Origin of the sequence: Streptomyces sp. NPDC001985 (assembly GCF_040296845.1) — a bacterium.
Taxonomy (GTDB): domain Bacteria; phylum Actinomycetota; class Actinomycetes; order Streptomycetales; family Streptomycetaceae; genus Streptomyces.
In genome coordinates this window covers 159,924-183,412 of the sequence record NZ_JBEOYB010000003.1, presented here as the reverse complement: position 1 = coordinate 183,412, position 23,489 = coordinate 159,924, and the positions used below count along the sequence as shown (strand labels likewise).

The window sequence follows — 23,489 nt, the reverse complement described above, 5'->3', positions numbered from 1 at the left end:
CCCCCCCCCCCCCCCCCCCCCAACCGCCCGCCCCCCCCGGGGGGCCGCCCGCCCGCGGGGGGGGGGCCGCGAGGCCGGGGGCCGGGTCAGCGGCCGGACGGGCGAGCGGTGCCGTCCCGGACGCCGGCGAGCCGGGCCGCCGCGACTTCCCGCCACAGCCGCGCGGGCGTGCCGTACCGGACCGCTTCCGCGCCGGCGAGCCGGTAGGCCCGCGCCGGATGGTCATGGGCCAGCATCCCGCGGGCACCGTGCAGCTGGATCGCCAGCCGGGCGGCGCCCAGGGCCAGTTCCGCGGAGGCCGCCAGCACCTGTGCCGGATACGGCCCGGGGGCGGCGCCGGAGTCGAGCCGCCACGCGGCCTCGAACAGCAGCAGCGCGAGCCCGTCGGCCTCGCCGGTCAGCGCGGCGAGCCGGTGGCCCACCGTCTGGAAGTCGATCAGCCGCCGCTCGAACTGCCGGCGGCGGTTGGCGTGCCGGCGGCCCGCCTCCACCGCCGCGTCCGCGACACCCAGCAGAAACGCCGCCTGGCGCACCCGTTCCGCGGCCCGGAGACGACCGAGGTCCGGTCCGGCCGGGAGGACCAGACCGGGCGCCGCCCCGCATCGCAGCCGTACGCCTCCGTGCTCGCCCGCCGTGGCCAGCTCCGCCTCGACTCCTTCACCGTCCGGCTCCACCAGGACCAGCACGTCCTCACCGGAGCGGGTCGCGCGGACCAGGACCAGATCCCAGGCGGCGGCCGCGACCCGGGGCGAGGTGCCCCGCACCCGGTCGCGGGAGTCCACCGTCACCGAGGTGTCCGGCTCCAGCGGACCCGCGCACCCCACGCGGCGGGCCCCCGCCACCACGTCCGTCAGCAGGGCCGCCGACCGTGCGTCCGCGCACCGCGCCAGCACGTGCGAGGCGAGCACCGCGTCCCGCAGACGGGGCAGGGGCTCCAGCGCCCGCCCCAGCTCACGGGCGACGATCGCCTCGGCCGCGAGCCCCAGATCCAGCCCGTCCACCCGGTGGGGCAGCCCGACCACATGGGCGTCGATGGCGGCCAGCCGGTCCCAGGCGTCGCCGTCCTGGTGCAGGGCCGTCACGACGGCCTTGGTGAGATGGCGCTCGAATTCATTGAGCATGAAGTCCATAGCGTGAATCCCAGTCTCTCGCTGTGAATCCTGAATTTCGCCATTCCAGTGGGTTTCCTGGCGAGGTGCGAATGTGACACCATGGTGTGCGAAGGCGCCCGCGCGCCAGGCCGGATGCGGCCCGGTCCGACGCACGGATTCCCGCGCCGGAAGATGGGTTGCGCGGCCGGGGTCGCCCTTGTCGGCCATCGTCCCGTGTCAGAAAATCAATCGCAAGGTATTGTCGATCCGGAAAAGCTTCTTCTACGGTGAATCGGCAATCATCCTTATCTGCGCGGAGGCCATGGGTGTCCCTTGTCGGAAAGGCTTTCCTTGTCACGGGCGCGGGTTCCGGAATCGGGTCCGCGACGGCTGCCGCACTGGTCCGTTCCGGAGCCGATGTCGTCGTCCTGGGCCGGCGGGCGCAACCGCTGCACGCGCTCCGTACCGCGCTCGGGGCATCCGGCGCGCCGGAGCACGGACGGGTGGCCGTCGTCCCGGCCGACGTCGGGGCGGCCGGGACCGGCGAACGCGCACTGGCCGCCGCCCTGGAGAGTTTCGGCCGGCTGGACGGTCTGGTGAACAACGCGGGGCTCGCTCGCTTCGCGCCGATCGACGAGGCGGCCCCGGACGACCTGGATGCCATGTTCACGGTCAATGTCAGCGGCCCCGTGCGGCTGATCCGCGCGTGTCTGCCGCAACTGCGGCAGCACCGGGGCTCCGTGGTCAACGTCTCATCGGTGGGCGGCGTCCTGTCCATGCCCGGCCGCTCCCTCTACGGGGCCACCAAGGCCGCCCTCAACAGTCTGACCCGCTCACTCGCTCGTGAACTCGCGCCAACCGTCAGGGTGAACGCCCTGCTCCCCGGCCCGGTGGAGACCCCCATGTACGACGATCTCGGTCTCGGCCCCGAACGGACGGCACGCCTGCGCGAGGACCTCGTGGCGGCCACCCCGATGGGTCGTTTCGGCGGCCCCGACGAGGTCGCCCGGTGGGTGTGCCATCTGCTCGACGACGCCTCCGGCTGGGTGACCGGGGCGCTGATCCCCATCGACGGAGGCCGTACCGCCTGATCGGGCGGCACGGTCGCGCGACCCGCCCCTCCCGGAGAGCGACCGTCTCCCGGGAACAAGGAAGAAGGAGACAAGGTGTCAGTCACCGAGGAAGGGACCGTCTACGGCCGTCCCGAGTTCCAGAACATCGATGTGAGCGCCCAGATGCGGGACGGGCACGTGGATGTGCGCGACGGGGACGATGTGATCGTCGGCCTGGTGGCCGCGCGCGCCGCGTCGCTCGGCCGGAACCTGGACATCATCGATGTCGGCACCGGCTCGGGATTCCTGTGCGATCTGCTCGCCGACCGGCTGCCGCACAGCAGGATCGTCGCCAATGAGATCGAACCCGTCATGGTGGAGCAGGCCCGAGGCCGGCTGAAGGACCGGCCCAACGTCGAGATATTCGATAAGCCGTTCAGCGAGTGGTCCGACGCGGTCGACGTGATCATCTCCTGGGGCACCCATCACCACATGCCGCACAGCTATCTGGAGCAGAGCGGCGCGCTGCTGCGCGAGGGCGGAGTGCTGATCCTGGGGGACGAGTTCGCACCGGAGTACTGCGACGAGCGGGACGCGGCACGCATCGCGGCGGCCCCGGTGGTCGAGTTGCGCGACGGCTATGTGCTGACCAGCGCCGAGGACATCGCCGCCCATGAGCGGTCGGGCGCCCTTCCCGAGTGGTCCCTCGCACTGGAGGACCGGCGCCGCCGGGCCCTGTGGCACTGGTACAAGTTCGTCATCGACTGCGCGATCAAGGGCAGCTACTGGACCATCGCCCTCGCGGAGATGCAGATCGCCATGGACGACATCACCACCTCCTTCGAGGAGGAGCACAAGATCTCGCCGCTCATCGTGGAGCGGGAGTTGCAGCTCAACGGGTTCACCACCCTGTCCAAGAACGTCGTCGGACAGCGGGACGCCTCGCTGCAGAGCTTCTTCGTCTACGAGTTCGCTCCCGCCGCCCGGCAGTCCTGATGGGGAGGGCGAAGCACATGACCAGTGACAGCGGACCCGGCGCCGGGGACCGGCTGCGGCCTCTCGCCATCCCGGAATCCTGTCTCCACGGGGTCTTCCGGGCCGCCGAGGAACGCGAGCGGACGACGGGCCGGAAGACGATCCGACTGCATGTCGGCGAACCGGATTTCGCGCCGCCCGACACCGTGCGCGAGGCACTCGTCGCGGCCGTCAGGGACGGCCGCACGGCCTACACATCGGCGGAGGGGCTGCTGGAGCTGCGCGAGGCGCTGACCGCCAAGCTCCGGGAGGAGAACGGCCTGCGCACCTCGCCGGACCGCGTCTTCCTCACCCCCGGCTCCTGCCAGGGGCTGTCGGCGGTCTTCCAGACCCTGGCGGCTCCGGGCGCCGAGATCCTCCTGCCGGAACTGCACTGGCCGATCCATCTCCAGCAGATCATGCTCGCCGGCTTCCGGCCGGTGTTCTATCCGCTGCGCCACGACTTCACGCCCGACGTGGACGCCCTCGCCGCCCTCACCGGCCCGCGGACCCGCGCCGTCCTGGTGAACTCGCCCGCCAATCCGACCGGCGCGGTGATGGACGAGGCGGCCGTGCGGCAGCTGGTGGAACTCGCCCACCGGTCGGGCTGGTTCCTCATCAGCGACGAGGCGTACGAGCACTTCGTCTACCGCGGCCGCCATCTCTCCCCGGCGTCACTGGAAGCCGGTCTCGCGGAGCCCGAGCGGCGGGTCTTCTCGACCTTCAGCTTCTCCAAGAGCTATGCGATGACCGGCTACCGGCTGGGCTACGTGGTCACACCGAACGCCACGACGGCGCGTGCCCTGCGCACCACCCAGGAGGCGAACATCGTCTCGCCCGCGACACCGGTGCAGTACGCGGGGCTGGCCGCGCTGGCGGCGAGGACCGCGACGGAGGAGAACCGGCGGGCGGTCGCGCACGCCGTCGACACGGCGCTGCCGCCGTTGATCGAGGCCGGACTGCTGACCCGTCCACCGGCCGGGGGCTGGTACGCGGTGCTCGATGTCGAACGGACGGGGCTGGAGGCGGAGGTCCTCGCCGCCAAGCTGCTCCACGAGTGCGATGTCGCGGTCGCCCCCGCCCGGGGATTCGCGTTGCGCCCGGTCATGGCGCGGGACTCCACCGTGACCGGCGTGGACGAGCTGCCGAGCGCCCGCCATCTGCTGAGGCTCGCGCTGTGCGGTCCCCCGGAGGAGCTCGTGAGCGGTGTCCGGTCACTGCTGGACCTCGTAGCCGGCCAGAGATGAGGAGTACCGATGCCTGCTGGGACCTACCACGGCTACCTGGGGCTGACACAGCTGCTGGAAGCTCGGCGTCCGGTGCTGCCGGACGAGGCGTCACCGAGGGACCGGGCCGCGGAGGCGTTCTTCATCGTGGTGCACCAGTCCTCGGAGCTGTGGCTGCGCCAGATCCTCACCGACCTGGAGGGCGCCAGGGAGTCGATGGCACCACCGCGCATGGAGACCGAGCTGGCCCTGGAGTTCCTGGAGCGCGTGGTCTCGGTCCACCGTCTCCTCAACGAGCACCTCACCGTGCTCGGTCTGCTCCCGGGCGCGAGCTTCGCCGAGCTGCGGCCCCGCCTGGGCTGCGCGAGCGGCGCCGAGTCCCGTCAGTTCCGCGATCTGGACCGCGTCGTCGGGCTCGACGGCGGGACCGGTCCCCTCTACGACAGCTTCGTCGCGGCGGTGCTGGGACACGGGATGACGGTGGAGGAGGTCTACCGCCAGGGGCACACGGCGGGTCCGCTGTACCGCATCGCCGAGACGCTGCTCGAAGTGGGACATCTGATCTGGCAGTGGAAGGTCCGCCACCTCGATGTCGTCGCCCGGACGCTCGGCGACCTCCCGGGCACGGGGGGCAGTGCCGGCACCCGGTATCTGAGGGAACGGGTGGGAAGCGTCTTCCCGGAGCTGACCCGGGCGCGCGCCCTCGCCCTCACCGGCCGGGAGAGCGGCCCCGGCGCGCGGCTGGACCGGCAGCGGGCCGTCCCCGCGGAACCGAGGTGAGCCGCCGATGACCTCCACGGACCGCACCGACCCGGCGGGAACGCCCATGGACCTGTTCCGGATGATCACCGGACACTATGTCTCGGGCGCGCTCCACGTCGCCGCGGGCATCGAACTCGCCGACCGGATGGCGCCGGGCGCGCACGACTACCGCGCGTTGGCCCGCGCCACCGGGACGCACCCGCCCGCCCTCCGCCGCCTGCTGCGCTTCCTCGCCTCCGTGGGCGTGGTCCACGACGAGGGGGACGACCACTTCTCCCTCACCGGCCTCGGCGGCCACCTCCGCGCGAACGCCGCCGGTTCCCTGCGGGCCGTCGCGCTGCACCACGGAGGGCCGACGGAACGCGCCTCCTGGGGGGAGCTGCTGCACAGCGTGCGGAGCGGGGGGACCGCCTTCGAGTACGCGTACGGCGAGAGCGTGTACGCGTATCTCGCCGGCCGCCCGGCCGCCGCCGAGGTGTTCGACCGGGCGATGGACGCACTGGCCGGTCCGGTCGCCGCCGATGTCGTGGAGGCGTACGACTTCACCGGACGGGAGCTGATCGTCGACGTCGGCGGCGGGAAGGGAGGTCTGCTGACCGCGATTCTGCGGGCGAACCCGGCCGCGCGGGGCATCGTCTTCGACGCGCCGCAGGTCATCGACGGGACCCGGGGCGCGGTGAACGGCGCCGGTCTGGCCGGCCGCTGCCGCTGCGCCGGCGGGGACTTCTTCGACGAGGTCCCGGCGGGTGGCGATGTCTACCTGCTGAAGAGCGTGATCCACAACTGGGACGACGACCGGGCCGGTCGCATCCTGCGGAACTGCCGCCGCGCCATGGCGCCGGACGCCGTCCTCCTGCTCGTCGAGATCGTTCTGCCGGGCCGGGTGCGACCGGGGCTCGCGAGCCGGACGGCCACGGGCTGCGACCTCAACATGCTGGTCCACACCGGGGGCCGGGAGCGCACCGGGGACGAGTACCGCGCGTTGCTGGACTCCGCGGGCCTGTCCCTGCGCCGGATCGTCCCCGCCCAATCGGGAGAGTCCGCCGTCAAGGGAATGATGAGCATCGTCGAGGGAGTGCCGCAATGACGTTCGTGGACGGGCTGCGAGAGCGATTCCGGCTGTACGAGACATCCACCCCCACATCGGTGAACCACATCGCGGTGGCCCTGCGGCTGCCGGAGACCGCCGACGCGGCGGCGCTGCACCGGGCGCTGGCGGCGCTGGCGGTCCGCCACCCCCATCTCACGGGAAGCGCCCGGGAGACGGACGAGGGCCGGCTCGTCCTGACCCCCGGCGGCCCACCCCGCGTGGAAACGGCGAGCGCCGCCTCCCGCACCGCCGCCGAAGCGCTCGTGGGCGAGCGGGCGCGGCACCCCCTGGACACGGCGTCCGGGCCGCTGCTGCGCGCCCTTGTCGTCCGGACCCCCGAGGGCCCGGTGCTCGGTCTCACCGGTCACCGGCTGGTCCTGGACCACGCCGCGATCCCCGCCCTGCTGGCCGAGGTGGCCGAGTCCCTGCGGACCGGGGCCGCCGGACCGGCCGGTCCCGCGCGCCCGGAAGCGGTCGCGCCGGACCCACCGCCGGTGCCCGTCGACGAGGTCCACGCACGGATCGCGCGCGAACTGGCCGACTGCCCCCCGGTCGTCGATCTGCCGACCCGGATTCCGCGGCGCGGGGCCGCCGTCGGGGCGGTGTCCCACCACGACGTCCCCATCCCCACCGCACTGGCCGCGCGGGTGGAGAGCCTCGCCCGGAGCCTCGGCACGCCCGTGGAGACCGTGCTGCTGGCCGCTCTCCACGCCCTCCTGCACCGTTACGGCGGGCAGGAGCGGCTGATGGTGGGCGTCGCGCTCGACCGCCGCCGCCACGGCCCGGTGGTGGGGTCCCACACCGATCTGGTCCCGGTGGCGACACGGCTCACCCGCGCCACCACCTTCGGCGGCCTGGTCACCGAGACGGCCCGGCAGCGCGCGGACGCGGCCCGGGGGCCCGCCGTCCCGGTGGGTGTCCTCGCGGGGCTGTTCCGCCGGTCCGATGACGAGTCGCCGCTGCCGAATGTCGCCTTCGCCGTCCGCCCCGCGCCGCGCCTGCCCGAGGGCTGGACGGGAGGGTTCCTCGACCCCGCCGAGAGCGAGTTCGACCTGGAACTCACGGTGGAGACGGCACCGCTGCCGCGGACCGCCCGGTTCAGCTACCGCACCGCGCTCCACGACCCCGGGCCGATGGCCGCGCTCGCGCGTCACTATCTGACCCTGCTGGACGCGGCGGTGACCCGCCCGGACGTGCCCGTGCGCACCCTGGACATGCTGTCCGACGACGATCTCGCCGCCTTCCGCGGCGACCCCCGGAAGGCGGCGGAGGTACGGGAGCGCGCCCGGCCCGTCCACCGCTGGGTCGAGGAGCACGCCGCGGCGCGCCCCGGCGCGCTCGCCATCGGCAGGGGCGCCGACCGGATGACGTACGGGGAACTCAACCGGACGGCGAACCGCCTGGCCCGCGAGCTGCGGGTGCGGGGAGTCGGCCGTGAGGACGTCGTCGGCATCTGTCTGGAGAGCTCGCCCGGATGGCTGGTCGGTGTTCTCGCCGCGTTCAAGCTCGGGGCGCTCCCCGTGCCCCTGGACACCAACGCGCCCCCCGCCCGTCTGGAGCTCGCCGTGGCGGCCAGCCCGCCCGTGGTGATCATCGGACGGTCGGGGACGGTGCGCGGCCTGCCGGAGAGCGGGGCGGCCCTGCTGCTGCTCGACCGCGACGGGCCGGCGATCGACCGGCACGCCGACGCGGACCTCGACGAGCCCATCGGCATCGACGACCTCGGCTACATCATCCAGACCTCGGGTTCGACCGGCCGCCCCAAGGCGATCCTCTCCCCGCACCGGGTGCTCTCCCTGTCCTGCGCCCACCTGCTGGAGGTGAACCGCACGACCGCGGCGGACCGGGGCACCTGGCTGGCGCCACCGGGATCGGGGATCTCCTTCTACGAGGTCGGCACGCTGCTCGCCGCCGGGGGGAGCCTGCACATACCGGAGCGCGACACGGTGGCCTCCCCGCCGCTGCTGCGGGACTGGATGGTCGAGCACCGCATCACCCAGTCGTTCATGGTCGCCCCCATCGCCGACGCGATCCAGAGCCTGCGCTGGCCCGCCGGCGCCGCGCTGCGGACGGTGGTGGTCGGCGGCGACAAACTGCACCGGTGGGCACCGCCCGATGTGCCCTTCTCGATCTCCCCGCCGTTCGGTTCCAGTGAGGCGATGCAGATCACCAGCCCCACCCACCCGTGGACCGGAGGCCCGACCCCCGCCACCGCGACCGCGGCGGACCGGGCGTGGCCGCCGCCGGTGGGAAGCCCGGCGCCGATGGCGCGCGTCTACGTCCTCGACGACGACCAGCGCCCCGTGCCACCCGGTGCGGTCGGCGAGTTGTGGGTGGGCGGAGACGGCGTCGTCCTGGGGTACCTCGGCGACCCGGAGGGAACCGCCGCGACATTCCGGCCCGACCCCTTCGGCCCGCCCGGATCGCGGATGTACCGCACGGGAGACCTCGGCCGGTACCGCCCCGACGGCCTCCTCGACCACCGCGGCCGGGCGGGGTCCATGCTCAAGATCAAGGGCTACCGCGTGGAGACCGGGGACGTGGAGGCCGCCCTGCTCACCCATCCGGGGATCAGCCTGGCCGCGGTGATCCCCGTGACGGGCCCGGGCAGCCGGCCCCAGCTCGTCGCCTGTGTCACCTCCCGGGAGCCGGTGACACCGCTGGAGCTGCGCGAGTACGTGGCCGAACGGCTCCCCGAGTACATGGTCCCGGTCGCCTATGTCGTCCTCGACACCATGCCGTCCAACGCCAGCAACAAGATCGACCGCTCCAGGCTGCCGCCCCCCGGCTGGGAGGACTGGCGTCCCAGCCGTCCCTACCGGCAGCCGGCCGACACCGTGGAGCGGGCCCTGGCCGGACTCTGGGCGGAGGTCCTCGGTGTGGAGCGGGTGGGTGTGGACGACAGCTTCTTCGAACTCGGCGGCAGCTCGCTCCAGGCGAGCACCCTGATCACGATGGTCCAGGACCGGATGCCGGTGCGGCTGTCGCTGCGCCAGCTCTTCCTGCTGCCGACCCCGGCCGGACTGGCGGGGCTGATCAAGAGCGACGGAGCGCGGGGGACCGCCCCCGCGCTGCCGGCCGTCACTCCGCTGCGGGGGACCTAGGGAGTTTCTTTCGGACCGGGCCGGATCGGTGAGCGGGGTCCGCCGCGGAGCCGTTCCCCTCCCCGCGGCACCCGGACGGACACCGCTCACACACGCAGGACAAGGGGTAGAGGAGGACAGGCAGTGAACGCCGACACCACCGCGCCGATGTCGTTCCGGCAGGAGCAGTTCTGGGTCGCCGAGCAGCTCAACCCGGACCACGCGCTGTACACCGAGTCGATCGCGGTCAGGCTGTACGGGCCGCTGAACCCGGCTGCCCTGGAGCGCGCCCTGAGCGAGCTGGTCCACCGCCACGAGGCGCTCCGCACCGTCTTCCCCTTCGTCGACGGGGCACCGGTGCAGCGCGTGCTCCCCACCGTGGCGGACGTCCTGACGCTCGGTCCGGACCCGGCGGACCCCGGTGCGGAGGGCACCGAAGTCGCCGAGGGCACCGAGGGCGCGGAACAGCGGGTCCTCGCCCTCGCCCGCGACTTCGTCGAGCGGCCCCAGGACCTGTCCGCGGGCCCCCTGTTCCGGGCGCTGCTGCTGCGGGTCGCCGACGAGGACCACGCGCTGGTGCTCGCCCTCCACCATCTGACCGGAGACGTCGAGTCCGGCCGCATCCTCATGGCCGAACTGGAGCAGCTGTACACCGCCTTCGACGCCGGCGACCCCTCGCCGCTCGTCCCCCTGGAGCTGCGGTACGCCGACTACACCCGGTGGGAACGCTCGCTGCTGGGCTCCGGCCACCTCGACGACGACATCGCCTACTGGCGGCACACCCTGACGGGCGCCAGGACCGTGCTGGAGCTGCCGTCCGCGCTGGCCCGTCCGCCGGTGAAGGGGGTGCGCGGACGCAGGGAGAAGTTCGTCCTCGGCGACCGGCTCGGCGACCGGCTGCGGGAGACGGCCCGCCGCCTCGGTGCCACGCCCTACATGACCTCCCTGGCGGCCTACGCCGCGGTCATGTCGCGGGCCACCGGGGAGCGGGACCTCAGCCTGGGCATGCTCGTGGCGAACCGTCGCCCCGAGCTGGCCGGGGTCGTCGGCCTGATCTCCAACACGGTGCCCGTCCGGCTGGACCTCTCCGGCGACCCCGACCTCGGCGAGCTGCTGCGGCGGTGCGGCATGCGCTGTCTGGAAGCCGTGGACCACGGGCAGATCGCGCTGGAGAAGGTGATCGAGTCCGTCCGTCCGCCGCGCGACCCGAGCCGCAACGCCCTGATCCAGCACCTCTTCCTGCCCAAGGAGCGGGCGGCCGCGACCAGCGTCTGGGGCGCGCTGCGGGTCGTCCCGTTCGAGGTGCCGCGCGGGCGGGGCCGCCTCGACACCATCGTGGAGTCCGAGACGGATCGCGAGGAGGTGAGCGTCTGGGTGGAGTACGACACCGGCATCCTCGACGACGGGAGCGTCGCCTCGGTGATGAGCGACTACGGGCGGGTGCTCGGCGAGTGGACCCGCGACCCCGCGCTCCGGCTGAGCGAACTCGCGCCGCCGCCCGGGGCCACCCCCGGCCGGTCCGGGACTCCGGTCGCCGCTCCCCTCCGCACCACCGGCGCCGGCGAACCGGTGGAGCCGGTGGAGCCGGTGGAGCCGGTGGACGAGATCCTCCTCGCCGCCATCGCCCACCTGTGGGAAGCGGTGCTCGAAGTCCCGCGCGCCGAACCCGGGGACGACTTCTTCCGGAGCGGCGGCCACTCGATGCTCAGCGCCTGGTTCACGGAGCGCATCCACACGACGCTCGGGGTGAGGGTGCCGATCCGGACGGTCTTCGAGCACTCCACGCTCGCGGAGTTCACGGCCGAGGTGAGCCGGCTGCACCCCGGTCTGTCCCGGCGGCTGAGGGAACTCGGCGCGCTCTCGGACGAGGAGTTCACCGGACTGGTGGACGAGGAGGATCTGGCGGCCGCGTCCTCCCCCGGGTTGGCCGCGGCGCCCGGCCCCGCCCCCTCCGAAGCGTCCTTCCTGGCCCCGCTCTCCCACTCCCAGCTCCAGCTCTGGCTGATGGAGCAGCTCCGGCCCGGCCGGCTCACCCACACGGTGCCGCTGGTGGTCTCCGTGCACGGCCCGCTGGATGTCGCGGCGCTGCGGGACGCGGTCAACGAGGTCGTCGCCCGCCACGAGACGCTGCGCACCACCTTCGTGGAGGTCGGCGGCGAGCCCATGCAGCGCGTCGCGGGGGAGCTGACGCTGCCCGTGCCGCTCACCGACCTCTCCGCGCTCCCCGGGCCCGAGCGGGACACCGCCGTCGAACAGTTCCGCCGGGATGCCGGTTACCACGTCTTCGACCTCACTGAGGGCCCCCTCCTCCTCGCCCGGGTCGCCCGGATCACCGCGACCGAACACCTGGTGGCCCTGGTCTTCCACCACCTCCTCACCGACGAGGTGTCGATGACCGTGTTCATGCGGGAGCTGAGCGAGGTGTACGGGGCCCGTCTGGAGGGCCGTCCGCACCGGCTCCCCGCGCTCCCGTTCCCCTTCTCCCGCTATGTGGCCTGGGAGCGGGAGCATCTGTCGGGCCCCGAGGGCGACCGGCTGACAGGGTTCTGGCGGCGGACCCTGAGCGGCGCCGCCGAACTGGAGCTGCCCGTCGACCACCCGCGTCCGGACACCCTCACCTTCGAGGGCGACTACCTCTACGAGCCGGCGTCGGCGCGGACACTGACGGAGCTGACAGCCGTGGCCCGCGAGGAGCGGGCGACCGCGTTCATGGCCTATGTCGCGGCGGTGGTGGCGCTGCTGCACCGGCTCAGCGGCCAGGACGACATCGTCATCGGCGTCCCCTGCGAGAACCGCGGCATGCCCCGGTCGGAGCAGCTCATCGGCTGTTTCCTGAACGCGGTCCCGCTGCGCGTCGACTGCTCGGGAGACCCGACGTTCCGCCGGCTCGTCCGCCGGGTCAGGGACGCGCTGCTGGAGGCGTACGAGCACCAGACGCTTCCCATGTCCAAGATCGTCGAAGCGGTCCGTCCGGCCCGGCGCCCGAACCGCCTGCCGCTGTTCACCATCGCCTGCGAGCTCCAGTTGTCCGGGTGGTTCCCCCTGGACCTCCCCGGCTGCCGGATCGGCTACGACTTCGTCAGCCATGAGACATCCCGTTACGAGATGTCGTTCCACGCGCTCTCCCAGGAGGACCGGATGCAATTGGGGCTGGAAATGAACACGGCACTCTGGCGGAGGGAGACCGGAATGCGCCGGCTCGTCGAACTGCGGACCCTGCTGGAAGAGGTGACCGCTGACCCGGGACGGCGGATCTCCACCTGTTCGGGTGGACTCGACATGTCCGTGTGACTCCCGGAAGCGATCCGGCGCACCACCGCTGCGGGAAGCTTCACGAGGCAATTACTGATGATTCCGGCCGGGCACGGGAACGATTCCCGTAAAGAAGCACCGGACAAGAGAGAGGAATGGCCCAGCATGGTGGGTGATCAGGATGACCGGACCTATCACGTCGTGATGAACCACGAGGAGCAGTATTCGATCTGGCTCAGCGACCGCGACATTCCCGATGGATGGCGGAGCCAGGGCGTGACGGGGTCGAAGGAGCACTGCCTCGCGCACATAGCGGAGGTCTGGGTCGATCTCCGCCCGCTCAGTCTGCGCCGTCGCCAGGGGTGACGGCCGCCGGCCGGCCGGGTACGTCCACACGACCCCCTCGGGGCGTGTGGACGTACCCGTACCCGTGGGACCCCCGTCCCGCCGGGGCCGGCGCGTCACGGTGAGGGCGGCTCCAGCGGAACGGGAGCCGCCCTCCCCGGGGTTTCCCCCGGGGAGCTGTCCAGCAGCCGCGCGGCCACGATGGTCTCCAGCAGCACCTCGGAGGCACCGCCCGAGATGGTCATGCCGGCCGCCTCGCGGCTGGCCGGGGCCAGCAGCGGATCGTCCCCCGCCCCGGCGAGCGTCTCCGCCGCCCACCACGCGGTGCTCTGGGCGGTCTGACTGCAGTACCACTTGGCGAGGGACGCCTCGGTGGTGTCGGGCTCCCCCTCGTGCAGCCGCTGGAGCACCCGCAGGGCCAGCAGCCGTCCCGCGTCCAGCCGGGCCCAGTGGCGGGCCAGCCCCACACGGGCGTGGTCGTCAGCGGGGCCGGAGCGCAGGATCTCCGCCGCCCTCTCGATCCACCCCAGGCCGCGGGCGTAGTAGTCGAAGCCGCTGCGCTCGCCGGCGAACATGGCGCTGATCAGGGACCAGGCCGCGTTGGGGGCGCCCACGACGGCCTCGGGGCCGACCCGGACACCGGTGAGGAGCACATCGTGGAAGTGCTCGTCGGCCAGGCTCCGCAGAGGCCGCACCCGCACCCCGGGGTGGTCCAGGGGGACGAGGAAGAGGGTCAGCCCCTCGTACCGGTTGGTGTTCTGCTCCGTGCGGGCCACACACAGCGCGACATCGGCGTAGGACGTCTTGAGGTTGAACCGCTTGTGCCCGCTGAGGGTCCAGCCGTCCCCGTCGCGCACCGCGCGCGTGGTGACCGCGGCCAGGTCGGAGCCGACGCCGGGCTCGGTGAAGAGGATGCAGGCGAACAGCTCGCCGCGCGCGATCGCGGGCAGCAGGCGTTCCCTCTGCTCGGCGGTGCCCCGGCTCAGCAGCAGTCTCCCGACGATCTGGACCGTGATGAAGTAGAGGCTGAGCGGAATGCCCTTTCGGGCCATCTCCTCGACGACGGCGGCGGATTCGGTGAATCCCAGACCTTGTCCGCCGTACTCCGGCGGCCAGTCTGCGGCGAGGAGCCGGCGCTCGCCCATAAGGCGATACGATTCCCGGGCGTCGCCGTCGAGACCGTCCTCGCGATCGGCGATGGACCGAAGCTCGGATTGCAGGAGATCGCTTTCCAGCAGTTCCCGAACTTCGCTGCGGATGCGGTTGGTTGATTCCGGCACTGTGAAATCCATGCCTCTCCTTCTGTCTTGCGTCCGATGGAATCCCGGTGTGACGATCGAAGTTATGCATCGATGCCCGCCCCGTCTATACGTGGAGTGGTGAGATGGAGAAGAAGAACGAGATCATCGAACGGCTGAAGAGGGTTCCGGAGAGCAGGCGGGGAGGCTTCCTCAAACGCCTGAGCGAGACCGTGGCCGAACACTCCCCGGGTGACCTCCTCTCGTTCCGGCAGGAGCAGCTGTGCGTGCTCAACCGGATCGGCAGGAACGCGGGCTACGAGCTGGCCTTCCATCTCCACCTGACCGGCGAGCTGAACCACGGCGCGCTGCGCGGCGCGGTGGGCGACATCCTGGAGCAGCACCCGGTGCTGCGCTCGGTCTTCCCCGCCGGGGAGGTGCCCGACCGCCGCGTCCTGTCCCACCGCGCACCGGATCTCCGCCCGGAGGACATCAGCGACCTGGACGCCGGCCGGCGGCGGGAACACCTCGGTCAGGCGCTGGCCGATGAGCTGCGCTACGGGCTCGACTTCGAGACCGGGCCCCTGCTGAGGACCAGGCTGTTCACCCTCGCCCCCGACCGGCATCTGCTGATGGTGGTCACCCACTACCTCGTCGCCGACCCCGAGTCGCTGGGCATCCTGCGGGACCGGCTCGCCGACTGCTACGCCGCCCGGGCCCGGGGGAGCGCCCCGGCCCCCGCGGCGCCGGCCGGCGGCTTCAACGAGTTCGTCTCCTGGCAGCGGCGGTTCGTCGACGGGGCGGCGGGCGCCGCGTCGGCCGACTGGTGGCGCGACGGGCTCATCGGCTGGGAGCCGACCGAACTGCCCACCGGTCACACCAGGCCGGGCACGCTCGACCTCGCGTCGGACCAGGTCACCCGCGACCTCGACCCCGCACTCCTCGCCGCCGTGGAGACCTTCGCCGCCGGCCTCGCGGTCTCCCCGGAGGCCGTGCTCCTCGCCGCCTACGGCATCCTGCTGGCGCGGTACACCCGGCAGGACGACCTCGTCATCGGCACACCGGTGCGCGTCGGACCCGGCGGCGCGGACACCGTGGTGGGGGACTGCGGCAATCTGCTCCCCCTGCGCCTGGACTGCGCCGGATCGCACGGCCTCGCCGAGCTGGCGGCCCGGTGCCACACGGCGCTCGACGAGGCGAGGAAGCACGCGGCGGTGCCCTTCAAGCGGATACTCGACGCGGCCGGCTTCGACCAGGACGCCTCCCGCCTCCCCCTGGTCCAGCTCGGTTTCGCCGTCGACCCCGCGCCGCGGCCCAGCCGCCGGGCCGCCGGGCTGGAGATCGGCCTGGAGCAGATCCCCACCGGGGGCGGCACCTTCGAGGCACTCCTGCGCGTACGGCTCGACCCCGCGGCGCCCGCGCTCACACTGGAGTACGCCACCTCGCTGTACCACGAGCGCGGATCGGCCCAGCTGCTCGACCACTACGAGCGCCTTCTGCGGGCCGGACTCGCCGCGCCCGGATCACGGCACACCGCACTGCCGATGACATCCCCCGCCGAGCGGAGGCAGGTCACCACCGCCTGGAACCCCCCGGGCACCCCGCGCGGCGAAGCCCTCCTGCACGAGACCTTCCTGGAGCGGGCCCGGCTCCGCCCGGACGCGCCGGCCCTGGTCTGGCGCACGGGAACCATGACGTACGGAGAGCTGGCCGAGCGGGTGGAGAGGCTCGCCGGACAGCTCCGCGGCGCCGGAGTCGGGCCCGAGCACCGCGTGGCGGTCCTGGTGGACCGGGGACCGTGGATGGTCGAGGCGCTGCTCGGTGTCCTCGCCGCCGGCGGAGCGTATGTGCCGCTCGATCCGGCGTACCCCGACGACCGGATCGGCATGGTCCTCGACGACTCGGCCGCGACCGCGGTGATCACCCGGAGCGCTCTGCGGGACCGGGTGCCACCGGGGCCCTGGCAGGTCGTCGACCTCGACGGGCCCGCGCGGCCGGCGGCCGGACCCACGCCCGGGGCCGTGCCGGTGACACCGGGGAACCTGGCCTATGTCATCTACACATCGGGCACCACGGCCCGGCCCAAGGGCGTGCTCATCGAACACCGCAACGCCACCAACTTCATCCGGACCGTCCAGGAGATGTTCGCCCTCGGCCCCGAGGACCGGGTGCTCCAGTTCGCCTCCCTCGGATTCGACGTCTCCGTCTTCGAGATCTTCGGCGCCCTCCTCAGCGGAGCCCGGCTCTACCTCGCCACCGAGGACGAGAAGCGCTCCACCGAGGCGCTCGACCGTGTCCTGATCGATCAGGAGATCACCGTCATCGACCTGCCGCCCGCGGTCATGGGCCTGCTCCAGCCCGAGCGGTACCGCGCGCTCAGGGTCGCGTTCGTGGGCGGCGAGGCGTTCAGCGGCGAGCTCACCACCGCCTGGGCGGCCGGCGGACGTGCCTTCCACAACGGCTACGGCCCCACCGAGTGCACCGTCACCGTGGTGGCCAAGCACTGCACCGGGGTCTGGGACACCTCACCGCCGATCGGCCGGGCGATGGCCAACCACCGCGCCTACGTCCTCGACGGCGAGTCCGCCGCGCTGCCCGTGGGGGTGCCCGGAGAGCTGGCCATCGCGGGTGACGGACTGGCCCGCGGCTATCTGGGCCGCGCGGACCTCACCGCCGAGCGCTTCCGCCCCGACCCGTACGGCCCTCCCGGCTCGCGGATGTATCTCAGCGGCGATCTGGCGGACTGGACACCCGACGGTGACCTGGTCTTCCGCGGGCGCGTCGACCGGCAGGTCAAGGTGCGGGGCATCCGCATCGAGCTGCGGGCCGTCGAATCCGTCCTCGACGCGCACCCGCAGGTGAGCCGGGCCGTCGTGGTGACCGCGCACACCCCCGCCGGCGAGACAGTGCTCGTCGCCCACGTGGCGCCCCTGCCGGGTGCCACCGTCGACTCCGAAGGCCTGCGCGAGTGGGTGGCCGGGAAGCTGCCCCGGCCGATGGTGCCGTCCCTGGTGAGCCTCGTCGACGCCATACCGCTCACCCCGAGCGGCAAACTCGACGTCAGAAACCTGCCACCGGTCGCCTTCCAGGCCACCGAGGACGAGGTCGACCAGCGGGACTGGACTCCCACCCAGCGCCGGGTGGCGGGCGAGGTCTTCGTCCCGCTGCTGGCGGCGGCGCGTGTCGGTCTGCGGGACAGCTTCTTCTCCATCGGCGGTACGAGTCTTGAGGCGCTCCGGGTCATTCCCCGGCTCCGGGCCGCGTTCGGCGTCGAGGTGCCCGTGGCCGACTTCTTCCAGGACCCGACTGTCGCCGGGGTCGCCGCCACGGTCGACCGGGCGGTGGTCGCCCAGCGGTCGCGGCAGGAGGGGCTGCTGAGGGCGCTCGCCGAGGTCGAAGGGCGGTCCGAGGAGGAGATCGCGGAGATGACGCGCGAACGGTTCGGCGATGCTGAGCGTTGATTCCCCTCTGATCAGGCGGTTTCCCCGCACCCGTCCGTCCTGGCGTCTCGTCTGTCTGCCGTACGCCGGCGCGGGCGCCTCCGTCTTCACCGCATGGCCCGCGCTCCTTCCCGACACGGTCGAAGTGGTGGCGGTTCAACTGCCCGGCCGGGAGGACCGGGTCTTCGACCCGCCGCTGACCCGGCTGGATCTGCTGGTCCGCACCCTGGCGATCGCCCTGAAGCCGTATCTCACCACCCCGGTGGCGCTCTACGGCCACTGCGCGGGCGCGCTGCTGGCCTTCGAAGTCGCGGGGGAGCTGCGGACCCGTCACGGCCTGCGGATCCCGCATCTGATCCTCGGCAGCCAGGCCGCTCCCCACCTGGCCGAGCGGCACGCGACCGCGCTGCACACCCTGCCCGACGCCGAGTTCCGCAGCAGGCTCGGCCCCCAGGGCGGTGTGGCACCGGACGTCCTGGCCGACGACCGCATGATGGAGCTGCTGCTGCCCGGCGTACGCGCCGATTTCCAGCTGTGGGAGCGGTACGCGTACCGTCCGCGACCGCCCCTGGACTGTGCCGTCACGGTGATCGGAGGAGACCGGGACGAGCAGCTCGGGACCGGGGATCTCACCGCCTGGGAGGACCACACGACCGGACCGTTCACCCACCACCCGATCAGCGGAGGGCACTTCTTCCTCGACGAGGCGCCGGCGGAGCTGTCCCGTCTGATCACCTCGGCGCTCGGCGTCCCCGAACTGGAGGTCTGATCCATGGCTCTCGTATCCGCCCCGACGGAACCGCCCGACCCGGAGCTGCTGGCCGAACTGACGGGCCGTGCGCGCCGGGTCCCCGGGGTGTCGGACGCCGAGGTGATCGTCCGGCTGCGCCGGCGCGGCGCGGTCGCCGGACCCGGCCCGGCGGCCCCCGTCCCCGAGGTGGGCCGCGACCCCCGCCCCGCTCTCGCCCACGGCACCGGCCCGGCACCCGCCGACGACTGGCCGGCGACACTGCCCCAGGCCCTGGTGCGCGCGGCCCGGGACCACGGGGAGCGCGGCACGACCTATGTCCGCTCCGACGGAACCGAGCACCACCAGTCCTACGCCCGGCTGCTCACCGAGGCCACCCGGGTGCTCGGCGGGCTGCGCGCCGAGGGGCTGACTCCCGGCCAGTCGGTGCTGCTGCAGTTCCAGGACAACCGGAACTTCGTGACCGCCTTCTGGGCCTGTGTGCTCGGCGGCTTTCTGCCCACCCCGGTCGGGGCGGCCCCCACCTACCGCGAGCACAACGCGACCACCCGCCGGCTGCACGGCGCCTGGCAGCTCCTGGACCATCCGCTCATCGTCACCGATGAGGCGCTGCTGCCCGGTGTGGCCGGGCTCGCCGGCCTCTGGGGCGAGGCCGGGGTGCGGACCGCGGCACTGGAGCGGCTCGAACAGTCCCCGCCGGCCGCGGAGATCCATCCGGCCGAACCCGGCGACATCGCCCTCAACCTGCTGACCTCGGGCAGCACGGGGGTGCCCAAATGCGTCCAGCACCCCCATCGCACCATCGCGGCGCGCACCTGGGCGACGGCCGTCGCGAACGGTTTCGGACCCGATGAGGTGTCCCTGAACTGGATGCCGCTGGACCACGTCGGCGGCATCGTCATGTACAACGTGCGGGATGTCTTCCTGGGATGCGCCCATGTCAACGCGCTGACATCGGCGTTCGTCGGCCGTCCCACCCGGTGGCTCGACTGGATCGAACGGTACGGTGCCACCAACACCTGGGCCCCCAACTTCGCCTTCGCCCTCGTCAACGACTGCGCGGACGCCATCGCCGAGGGCGGCTGGGACCTCTCGTCGATGCGCAACATCTGCAACGCGGGCGAGGCGGTGGTCGCGCGGACCGCCCGGAGCTTCCTGCGGCTGCTGGCCCCCCACGGGCTGTCCGGCGGTTCCATGGTCCCCTGCTGGGGCATGTCCGAGACCTCCTCCGGTGTCACCTACGCGCGCATGGACCGCGACGACGACACCACCGGGGTGGTCAGCATCGATCAGCGGACCCTCGACGGAGACCTCGCGTTCGTGACGGCGGACGCCCCGCACGCCGTCAGCTTCACGGAGGTGGGGCCGCCCATCGCCGGGGTGTCGCTGCGGATCGTCGACCACGGCGACCGGGTCCTGCCCGAGTCCCGGGTCGGGAGGTTGCAGGTCAGTGGCACCACGGTGCTGAACGGCTACTACGGCAACCCGGAGGCCAACCGTGAGTCCTTCACCGAGGACGGCTGGTTCGACACCGGGGACCTGGCCTTCCTGAAGGACGGCCGGCTCACGCTCACCGGCCGCGCGAAGGACCTGATCATCGTCAACGGGGGCAACTATCCGAGCCACGACATCGAGTCGGTCGCCGGCCGGGTCCCCGGAGTGAAGGTCTCCAGTGTGGCCGCCTGCGGCATCTCCGATCCGTACCACGGCACCGACCGGGTCGCCGTGTTCTACGTCCCGCTCTCCTCCGAACCGGCCGAGCACACCCGCGTCGCGCGGGAGGTCGGCGTCGCCCTGGCCCGTGAGATGGGTCTCCGGCCCGACCTGGTCGTGCCGGTTCCCGAGGAGGAGTTCCCCAAGACCGAGAGCGGCAAGATTCAGCGCGGGGCGCTCAGGGACGCGCTGCTCGCCGGCCGCTTCGACGACCGCCTGGGGTCCGTCGCGGCCACCGGCGCCGCCGCCCCGGACGACCCCGGCCCGTGGACGTACACCAAGGTCTGGCAGCCGGTGCCGGCGCCCGTGTCCGCGAGCACCGGGGGCGGCGGACCTCTGCTGCTGTTCGAGGACAGCGGGGGAGAGCTGGCGGCGGCGCTCGGAGACCGCTTCCCCCGCACCCGCGTCGTCACCGTCCGGCGGGGGAACGCCTTCGCCCGCACCGGCGCCGACACCTTCACCCTCCGGCCCTCCGCACGCGAGGACTGCGTCCGTCTGATCGAGACGCTGGCCGGGGAAGGCGCCGCACCGGAGGCCGTGGTGCACGCCTGGGCGCTGCCGCGCTGGCCCGAGCCTCCGGACGCCGACGACTCCCGTGACGACCTCTACCGCGGCGCGATCAGTGTGCTGTGGTGCCTCCAGTCGCTCGTCGCGGCCGGCGCGGCCGGTACCCGGCTCCTCGTCGTCACCTCGGGAGCGCACCGGGTGCGGGAGGACGACCGGGTCGACTGGTGCAAGGGCGCCATCGCGGGAGTCGTGCGCACCGCGGCCGAGGAGGAGTGTCTGCGCGCGGTCGGCCAACTGGACCTGAGCGGTGACTCGGTGAGCGACGCGGCGGCGGCCGTCGCCCGTGAACTGGGCCTCCCCGCGACGGAGACCATCGTGGCCGAACGGGACGGCGCCCGCGTGGCACCCCGCCTCCGGGAGGTCCCCGAGCCCGATGGGCTCGCCGCGACCGGAACCATCAGGTCCCGGGGCGTCTACCTTCTCGTCGGCGGACTCGGCGGCATCGGTTTCGAGGTCGCGCGGTATCTGCTCTCCGCCCATCAGGCCCGGCTCCTCGTCGTCGGCCGCCGAACCCTCGGCGGCGACGACGAGGCGACCCGCCGGTACACGGAACTCGGCGAACTCGGCGATGTCCGTTACGCGGTCACGGACACCATCGACGCCGAGGGGCTCAGCGCCGCCGTCGCCGCGGCCGAAGCGGCCTGGAGCCGCCCTCTCGATGGCGTCTTCCACCTCGCGGGCGAGCCGGTGGCCGCCCAGTGGGACCGGCTGGAGGAGCACACCGTGCCGCGCGAGTCGGTGGACCGGTTCCTCGACCAGGCCCACCCGAAGGTCGGCGGCGCCTGGGCCCTGCGACAATTGCTCCTCGACCGTCCCGGCGCGCTGCTCGTCCTGTTCTCCTCGGTCAACGGCTTCTTCGGCGGCAGCTCCTTCGTCGCGTACGCCTCCGCGAACAGCGCGCTCGACGCCTTCGGCGACAGCTGGGCGGCCCGGGGCCGGCCGGTGCGCTGCCTCGCGTGGAGCATGTGGGAGGGCACGGGGATGAACACGGGGGCGCCGACCGCGGCGGCGGCGCGGCGGCGCGGCTTTCTGACCATCGCTCCGGAGCGCGGCATCGCGTCGCTGCTCGCCGCGCTCGCCCAGGACCAGCCGTATGTGCTGATCGGAGGGGACGCGGGACAACCCCACTTCCAGCGCGCGCTGGAGCACTCACAGCTGGAGGCCGGCGAGATGGTCGTCGCCATCGCCCCGACCGACCCGGAGGCCGACCCGGACACGCTGGTGGAGGCGGTGCGCACGGCGCTCGGCCCGGTGGGCCCGTACCGCGTGGCTGTCATGGCCCGGCTCCCCAGGGACGCCCAGGGGCGGGTCGACGCGGGTCTGCTCCCGGCCGCCCGGCAGTCCTTCGCCCGGCGGCGGTTCTCCGCCCCCGAGGGTGAGCGGGAGCGCGGCGTCGCCGCCGCCTGGAGCCAGGTGCTGGCGGTGCCCCGGGTCGGGCGGGACGACGGCTTCTTCGAACTCGGGGGGAACTCCGTGCGCGCCCTTCAGATCATGACGCGGGTGAACGACCTCTTCGGCACCGACCACTCGGTCAGCCTGCTGTACGAGAACCCGACCGTCCGCGATCTGACGTCGGCCTTCGGGGAGAGGGCCCGGGGATGAACGACCGCACCCCGTCGAAGCCGCTCGACCTCATCGCCTCCGCGGACCTCGCCACCCCCATGGCCATCCGGGTCGCGGCGACGCTCCGGCTGGCGGACCTGATCTCCTCCGGCCGCACCCGGCTGGCCGAGCTGGCGACCGCGGCGGGCGCCGAACCGGACGCCCTCCGCAGACTGCTGCGCTTCCTGACCTGCCGGGGACTGTTCACCGAGCCGGAGCGTGATGTGTACGCGATGAACCCGCCCGCGTATCTGCTGCGCTCCAACGCGCCCATGGGGCTGCACCCCTGGCTCGACCTCCAGGGCATGGCGGGCCGGATGGAGCTCACCTTCACCGGTCTGCTGGACAGCGTCCGCACCGGGGCCCCCGTCTACGAGGGCCTGTACGGGCAGCCGTTCTGGGACGACATCGGGGCCGACCCGGACCGGGTCGCGTCCTTCGACGCGCTCATGGCGGCGAATGCCGAGTGGTTCGGGCCGGGGGTGGCCGACGGCTACGACTGGGCGTCGGTGCGGCACGTGGTGGACGTGGGCGGCGGCAGGGGCGAACTGCTGCGCAGGCTGCTGACGGCCCACCCGGGGCTGCGGGGCACACTCGTCGACCAGCCCGACACCGCCGCGAAGGCGCGGGAGCTGATCCGGGCGGCGGGGCTGGACGGCCGCTGCGATGTCGTCGAGGGCAGCTTCTTCGACCCGCTGCCGGACGGCGGCGACGTGTATGTGCTGGCGAACGTCCTGCACGACTGGAGCGACGCGCGGGCGCTGACGATCCTGCGGCGGTGTGCCCGGGCCGGCGGGGAGCGGGGCCGGGTCCTCCTGGTGGAGTGGATTCTGGGGGCGGGCCCCGCCGAGGAGCAGGCCACGCTGGTGGATCTGCGGATGCTGACCCTGATGGGAGGGCGGGAGCGGACACTCGACGAGGTGGGCGGACTGGCCGCCGCCGCGGGCCTGTCGGTGCGGTCGGCCACACCGACGGCCGCCGGGCTGGTCCTGGTCGAGTGTGTGTCATCGGACGCCGCCGAGCCCGTCCCGGACCGGTCCTTCCCGGCGGACCGGTCCGTCCCGGCGGCCGGGGCCGGTGATCCGCCCTGACCCTCCGCTCCCCGCGAGGGGGTGGCGCGGAGGCGGACCCGGCCCCGGCCGGCGGGTGCCGCCAGGTCGTCTCTTTCGGATCGTGCCGGGCTCGCGAGCCCTGGTGCCGCGCCTCGCCGCGCTGCCGTCGGTCGCCGGCGCTCCGCGTGGGCTCCCTCCTCCGCCTCGCGATCCA

The 23,489-nt window shown here is 73.0% G+C and carries 14 protein-coding genes; 12 read left to right on the top strand and 2 right to left on the bottom strand.

Annotated elements, in window-relative coordinates; translation table 11 throughout:
- Positions 1-86 precede the first annotated feature (86 nt).
- Positions 87-1,130 (bottom strand): acyl-CoA dehydrogenase family protein, encoded by a 1,044-nt coding sequence (locus tag ABT122_RS02385; RefSeq protein ID WP_351544028.1) that lies wholly within the window; start codon positions 1,128-1,130, stop codon positions 87-89.
- A gap of 287 nt (positions 1,131-1,417) precedes the next feature.
- Here ABT122_RS02385 and ABT122_RS02380 point away from each other — a divergent pair, with 287 nt between their 5' ends.
- The 8 genes from ABT122_RS02380 to ABT122_RS02345 all read left to right on the top strand — a co-directional run bounded on the left by ABT122_RS02380 (position 1,418) and on the right by ABT122_RS02345 (position 12,936).
- Positions 1,418-2,182, top strand: coding sequence for an SDR family NAD(P)-dependent oxidoreductase (locus ABT122_RS02380; protein ID WP_351544025.1), 765 nt, complete (start codon positions 1,418-1,420; stop codon positions 2,180-2,182).
- Between the two features lie 75 nt (positions 2,183-2,257).
- The gene (locus ABT122_RS02375; protein WP_351544022.1) at positions 2,258-3,139 is read left to right on the top strand and encodes a class I SAM-dependent methyltransferase; all 882 of its coding nucleotides are present in this window, start codon (positions 2,258-2,260) and stop codon (positions 3,137-3,139) included.
- A 17-nt stretch (positions 3,140-3,156) separates the two neighbouring features.
- Positions 3,157-4,404 (top strand): pyridoxal phosphate-dependent aminotransferase, encoded by a 1,248-nt coding sequence (locus tag ABT122_RS02370; protein ID WP_351544020.1) that lies wholly within the window; start codon positions 3,157-3,159, stop codon positions 4,402-4,404.
- A gap of 9 nt (positions 4,405-4,413) precedes the next feature.
- Complete coding sequence (locus tag ABT122_RS02365; protein WP_351544017.1) at positions 4,414-5,163, top strand: tryptophan 2,3-dioxygenase family protein; 750 nt, start codon at positions 4,414-4,416, stop codon at positions 5,161-5,163.
- A gap of 7 nt (positions 5,164-5,170) precedes the next feature.
- Positions 5,171-6,232 (top strand): methyltransferase, encoded by a 1,062-nt coding sequence (locus ABT122_RS02360; protein WP_351544014.1) that lies wholly within the window; start codon positions 5,171-5,173, stop codon positions 6,230-6,232.
- Positions 6,229-9,339 carry a non-ribosomal peptide synthetase gene (locus ABT122_RS02355; protein ID WP_351544011.1) on the top strand — a complete coding sequence of 1,037 codons (3,111 nt, stop codon included), beginning with the start codon at positions 6,229-6,231 and terminating at the stop codon, positions 9,337-9,339. The genes ABT122_RS02360 and ABT122_RS02355 overlap by 4 nt, the downstream gene beginning before the upstream one ends.
- Positions 9,340-9,462: 123 nt before the next feature.
- Positions 9,463-12,609: a condensation domain-containing protein gene (locus tag ABT122_RS02350; protein WP_351544009.1), complete on the top strand. Its 3,147-nt coding sequence runs from the start codon at positions 9,463-9,465 to the stop codon at positions 12,607-12,609.
- A 126-nt stretch (positions 12,610-12,735) separates the two neighbouring features.
- Positions 12,736-12,936, top strand: coding sequence for an MbtH family protein (locus ABT122_RS02345; protein ID WP_351544007.1), 201 nt, complete (start codon positions 12,736-12,738; stop codon positions 12,934-12,936).
- Positions 12,937-13,031: 95 nt separating this feature from the next.
- On the opposite strand, the gene ABT122_RS02340 is transcribed toward ABT122_RS02345, so the two are convergent.
- Positions 13,032-14,207 (bottom strand): acyl-CoA dehydrogenase family protein, encoded by a 1,176-nt coding sequence (locus ABT122_RS02340; protein ID WP_351544004.1) that lies wholly within the window; start codon positions 14,205-14,207, stop codon positions 13,032-13,034.
- A gap of 92 nt (positions 14,208-14,299) precedes the next feature.
- Between ABT122_RS02340 and ABT122_RS02335 the strand changes: the two genes are divergently transcribed.
- The 4 genes from ABT122_RS02335 to ABT122_RS02320 are packed head-to-tail and all read left to right on the top strand — an operon-like array spanning position 14,300 to position 23,314.
- Entirely contained in the window at positions 14,300-17,614 is a 3,315-nt protein-coding gene (locus ABT122_RS02335; protein WP_351544001.1) for a non-ribosomal peptide synthetase, read from the top strand.
- Complete coding sequence (locus tag ABT122_RS02330) at positions 17,601-18,362, top strand: thioesterase II family protein (protein ID WP_351543999.1); 762 nt, start codon at positions 17,601-17,603, stop codon at positions 18,360-18,362. The genes ABT122_RS02335 and ABT122_RS02330 overlap by 14 nt, the downstream gene beginning before the upstream one ends.
- Positions 18,363-18,365: 3 nt before the next feature.
- Positions 18,366-22,223: an SDR family NAD(P)-dependent oxidoreductase gene (locus tag ABT122_RS02325; RefSeq protein ID WP_351543997.1), complete on the top strand. Its 3,858-nt coding sequence runs from the start codon at positions 18,366-18,368 to the stop codon at positions 22,221-22,223.
- Positions 22,220-23,314 (top strand): methyltransferase, encoded by a 1,095-nt coding sequence (locus ABT122_RS02320; protein WP_351543994.1) that lies wholly within the window; start codon positions 22,220-22,222, stop codon positions 23,312-23,314. Before ABT122_RS02325 ends, ABT122_RS02320 begins: the two co-directional genes overlap by 4 nt.
- The last annotated feature ends 175 nt before the right edge of the window (positions 23,315-23,489 follow it).

What these genes read in the sequence shown, in the direction of transcription:
- ABT122_RS02330 (WP_351543999.1), top strand. Translation starts at nt 17,601, where the DNA reads ATGCTGAGCGTTGATTCCCCTCTGATCAGGCGGTTTCCCCGCACCCGT.
- ABT122_RS02365 (WP_351544017.1), top strand. Translation starts at nt 4,414, where the DNA reads ATGCCTGCTGGGACCTACCACGGCTACCTGGGGCTGACACAGCTGCTG.
- ABT122_RS02320 (WP_351543994.1), top strand. Translation starts at nt 22,220, where the DNA reads ATGAACGACCGCACCCCGTCGAAGCCGCTCGACCTCATCGCCTCCGCG.
- ABT122_RS02340 (WP_351544004.1), bottom strand. Translation starts at nt 14,207, where the DNA reads ATGGATTTCACAGTGCCGGAATCAACCAACCGCATCCGCAGCGAAGTT.
- ABT122_RS02335 (WP_351544001.1), top strand. Translation starts at nt 14,300, where the DNA reads ATGGAGAAGAAGAACGAGATCATCGAACGGCTGAAGAGGGTTCCGGAG.
- ABT122_RS02360 (WP_351544014.1), top strand. Translation starts at nt 5,171, where the DNA reads ATGACCTCCACGGACCGCACCGACCCGGCGGGAACGCCCATGGACCTG.
- ABT122_RS02355 (WP_351544011.1), top strand. Translation starts at nt 6,229, where the DNA reads ATGACGTTCGTGGACGGGCTGCGAGAGCGATTCCGGCTGTACGAGACA.
- ABT122_RS02370 (WP_351544020.1), top strand. Translation starts at nt 3,157, where the DNA reads ATGACCAGTGACAGCGGACCCGGCGCCGGGGACCGGCTGCGGCCTCTC.
- ABT122_RS02325 (WP_351543997.1), top strand. Translation starts at nt 18,366, where the DNA reads ATGGCTCTCGTATCCGCCCCGACGGAACCGCCCGACCCGGAGCTGCTG.
- ABT122_RS02385 (WP_351544028.1), bottom strand. Translation starts at nt 1,130, where the DNA reads ATGGACTTCATGCTCAATGAATTCGAGCGCCATCTCACCAAGGCCGTC.
- ABT122_RS02345 (WP_351544007.1), top strand. Translation starts at nt 12,736, where the DNA reads ATGGTGGGTGATCAGGATGACCGGACCTATCACGTCGTGATGAACCAC.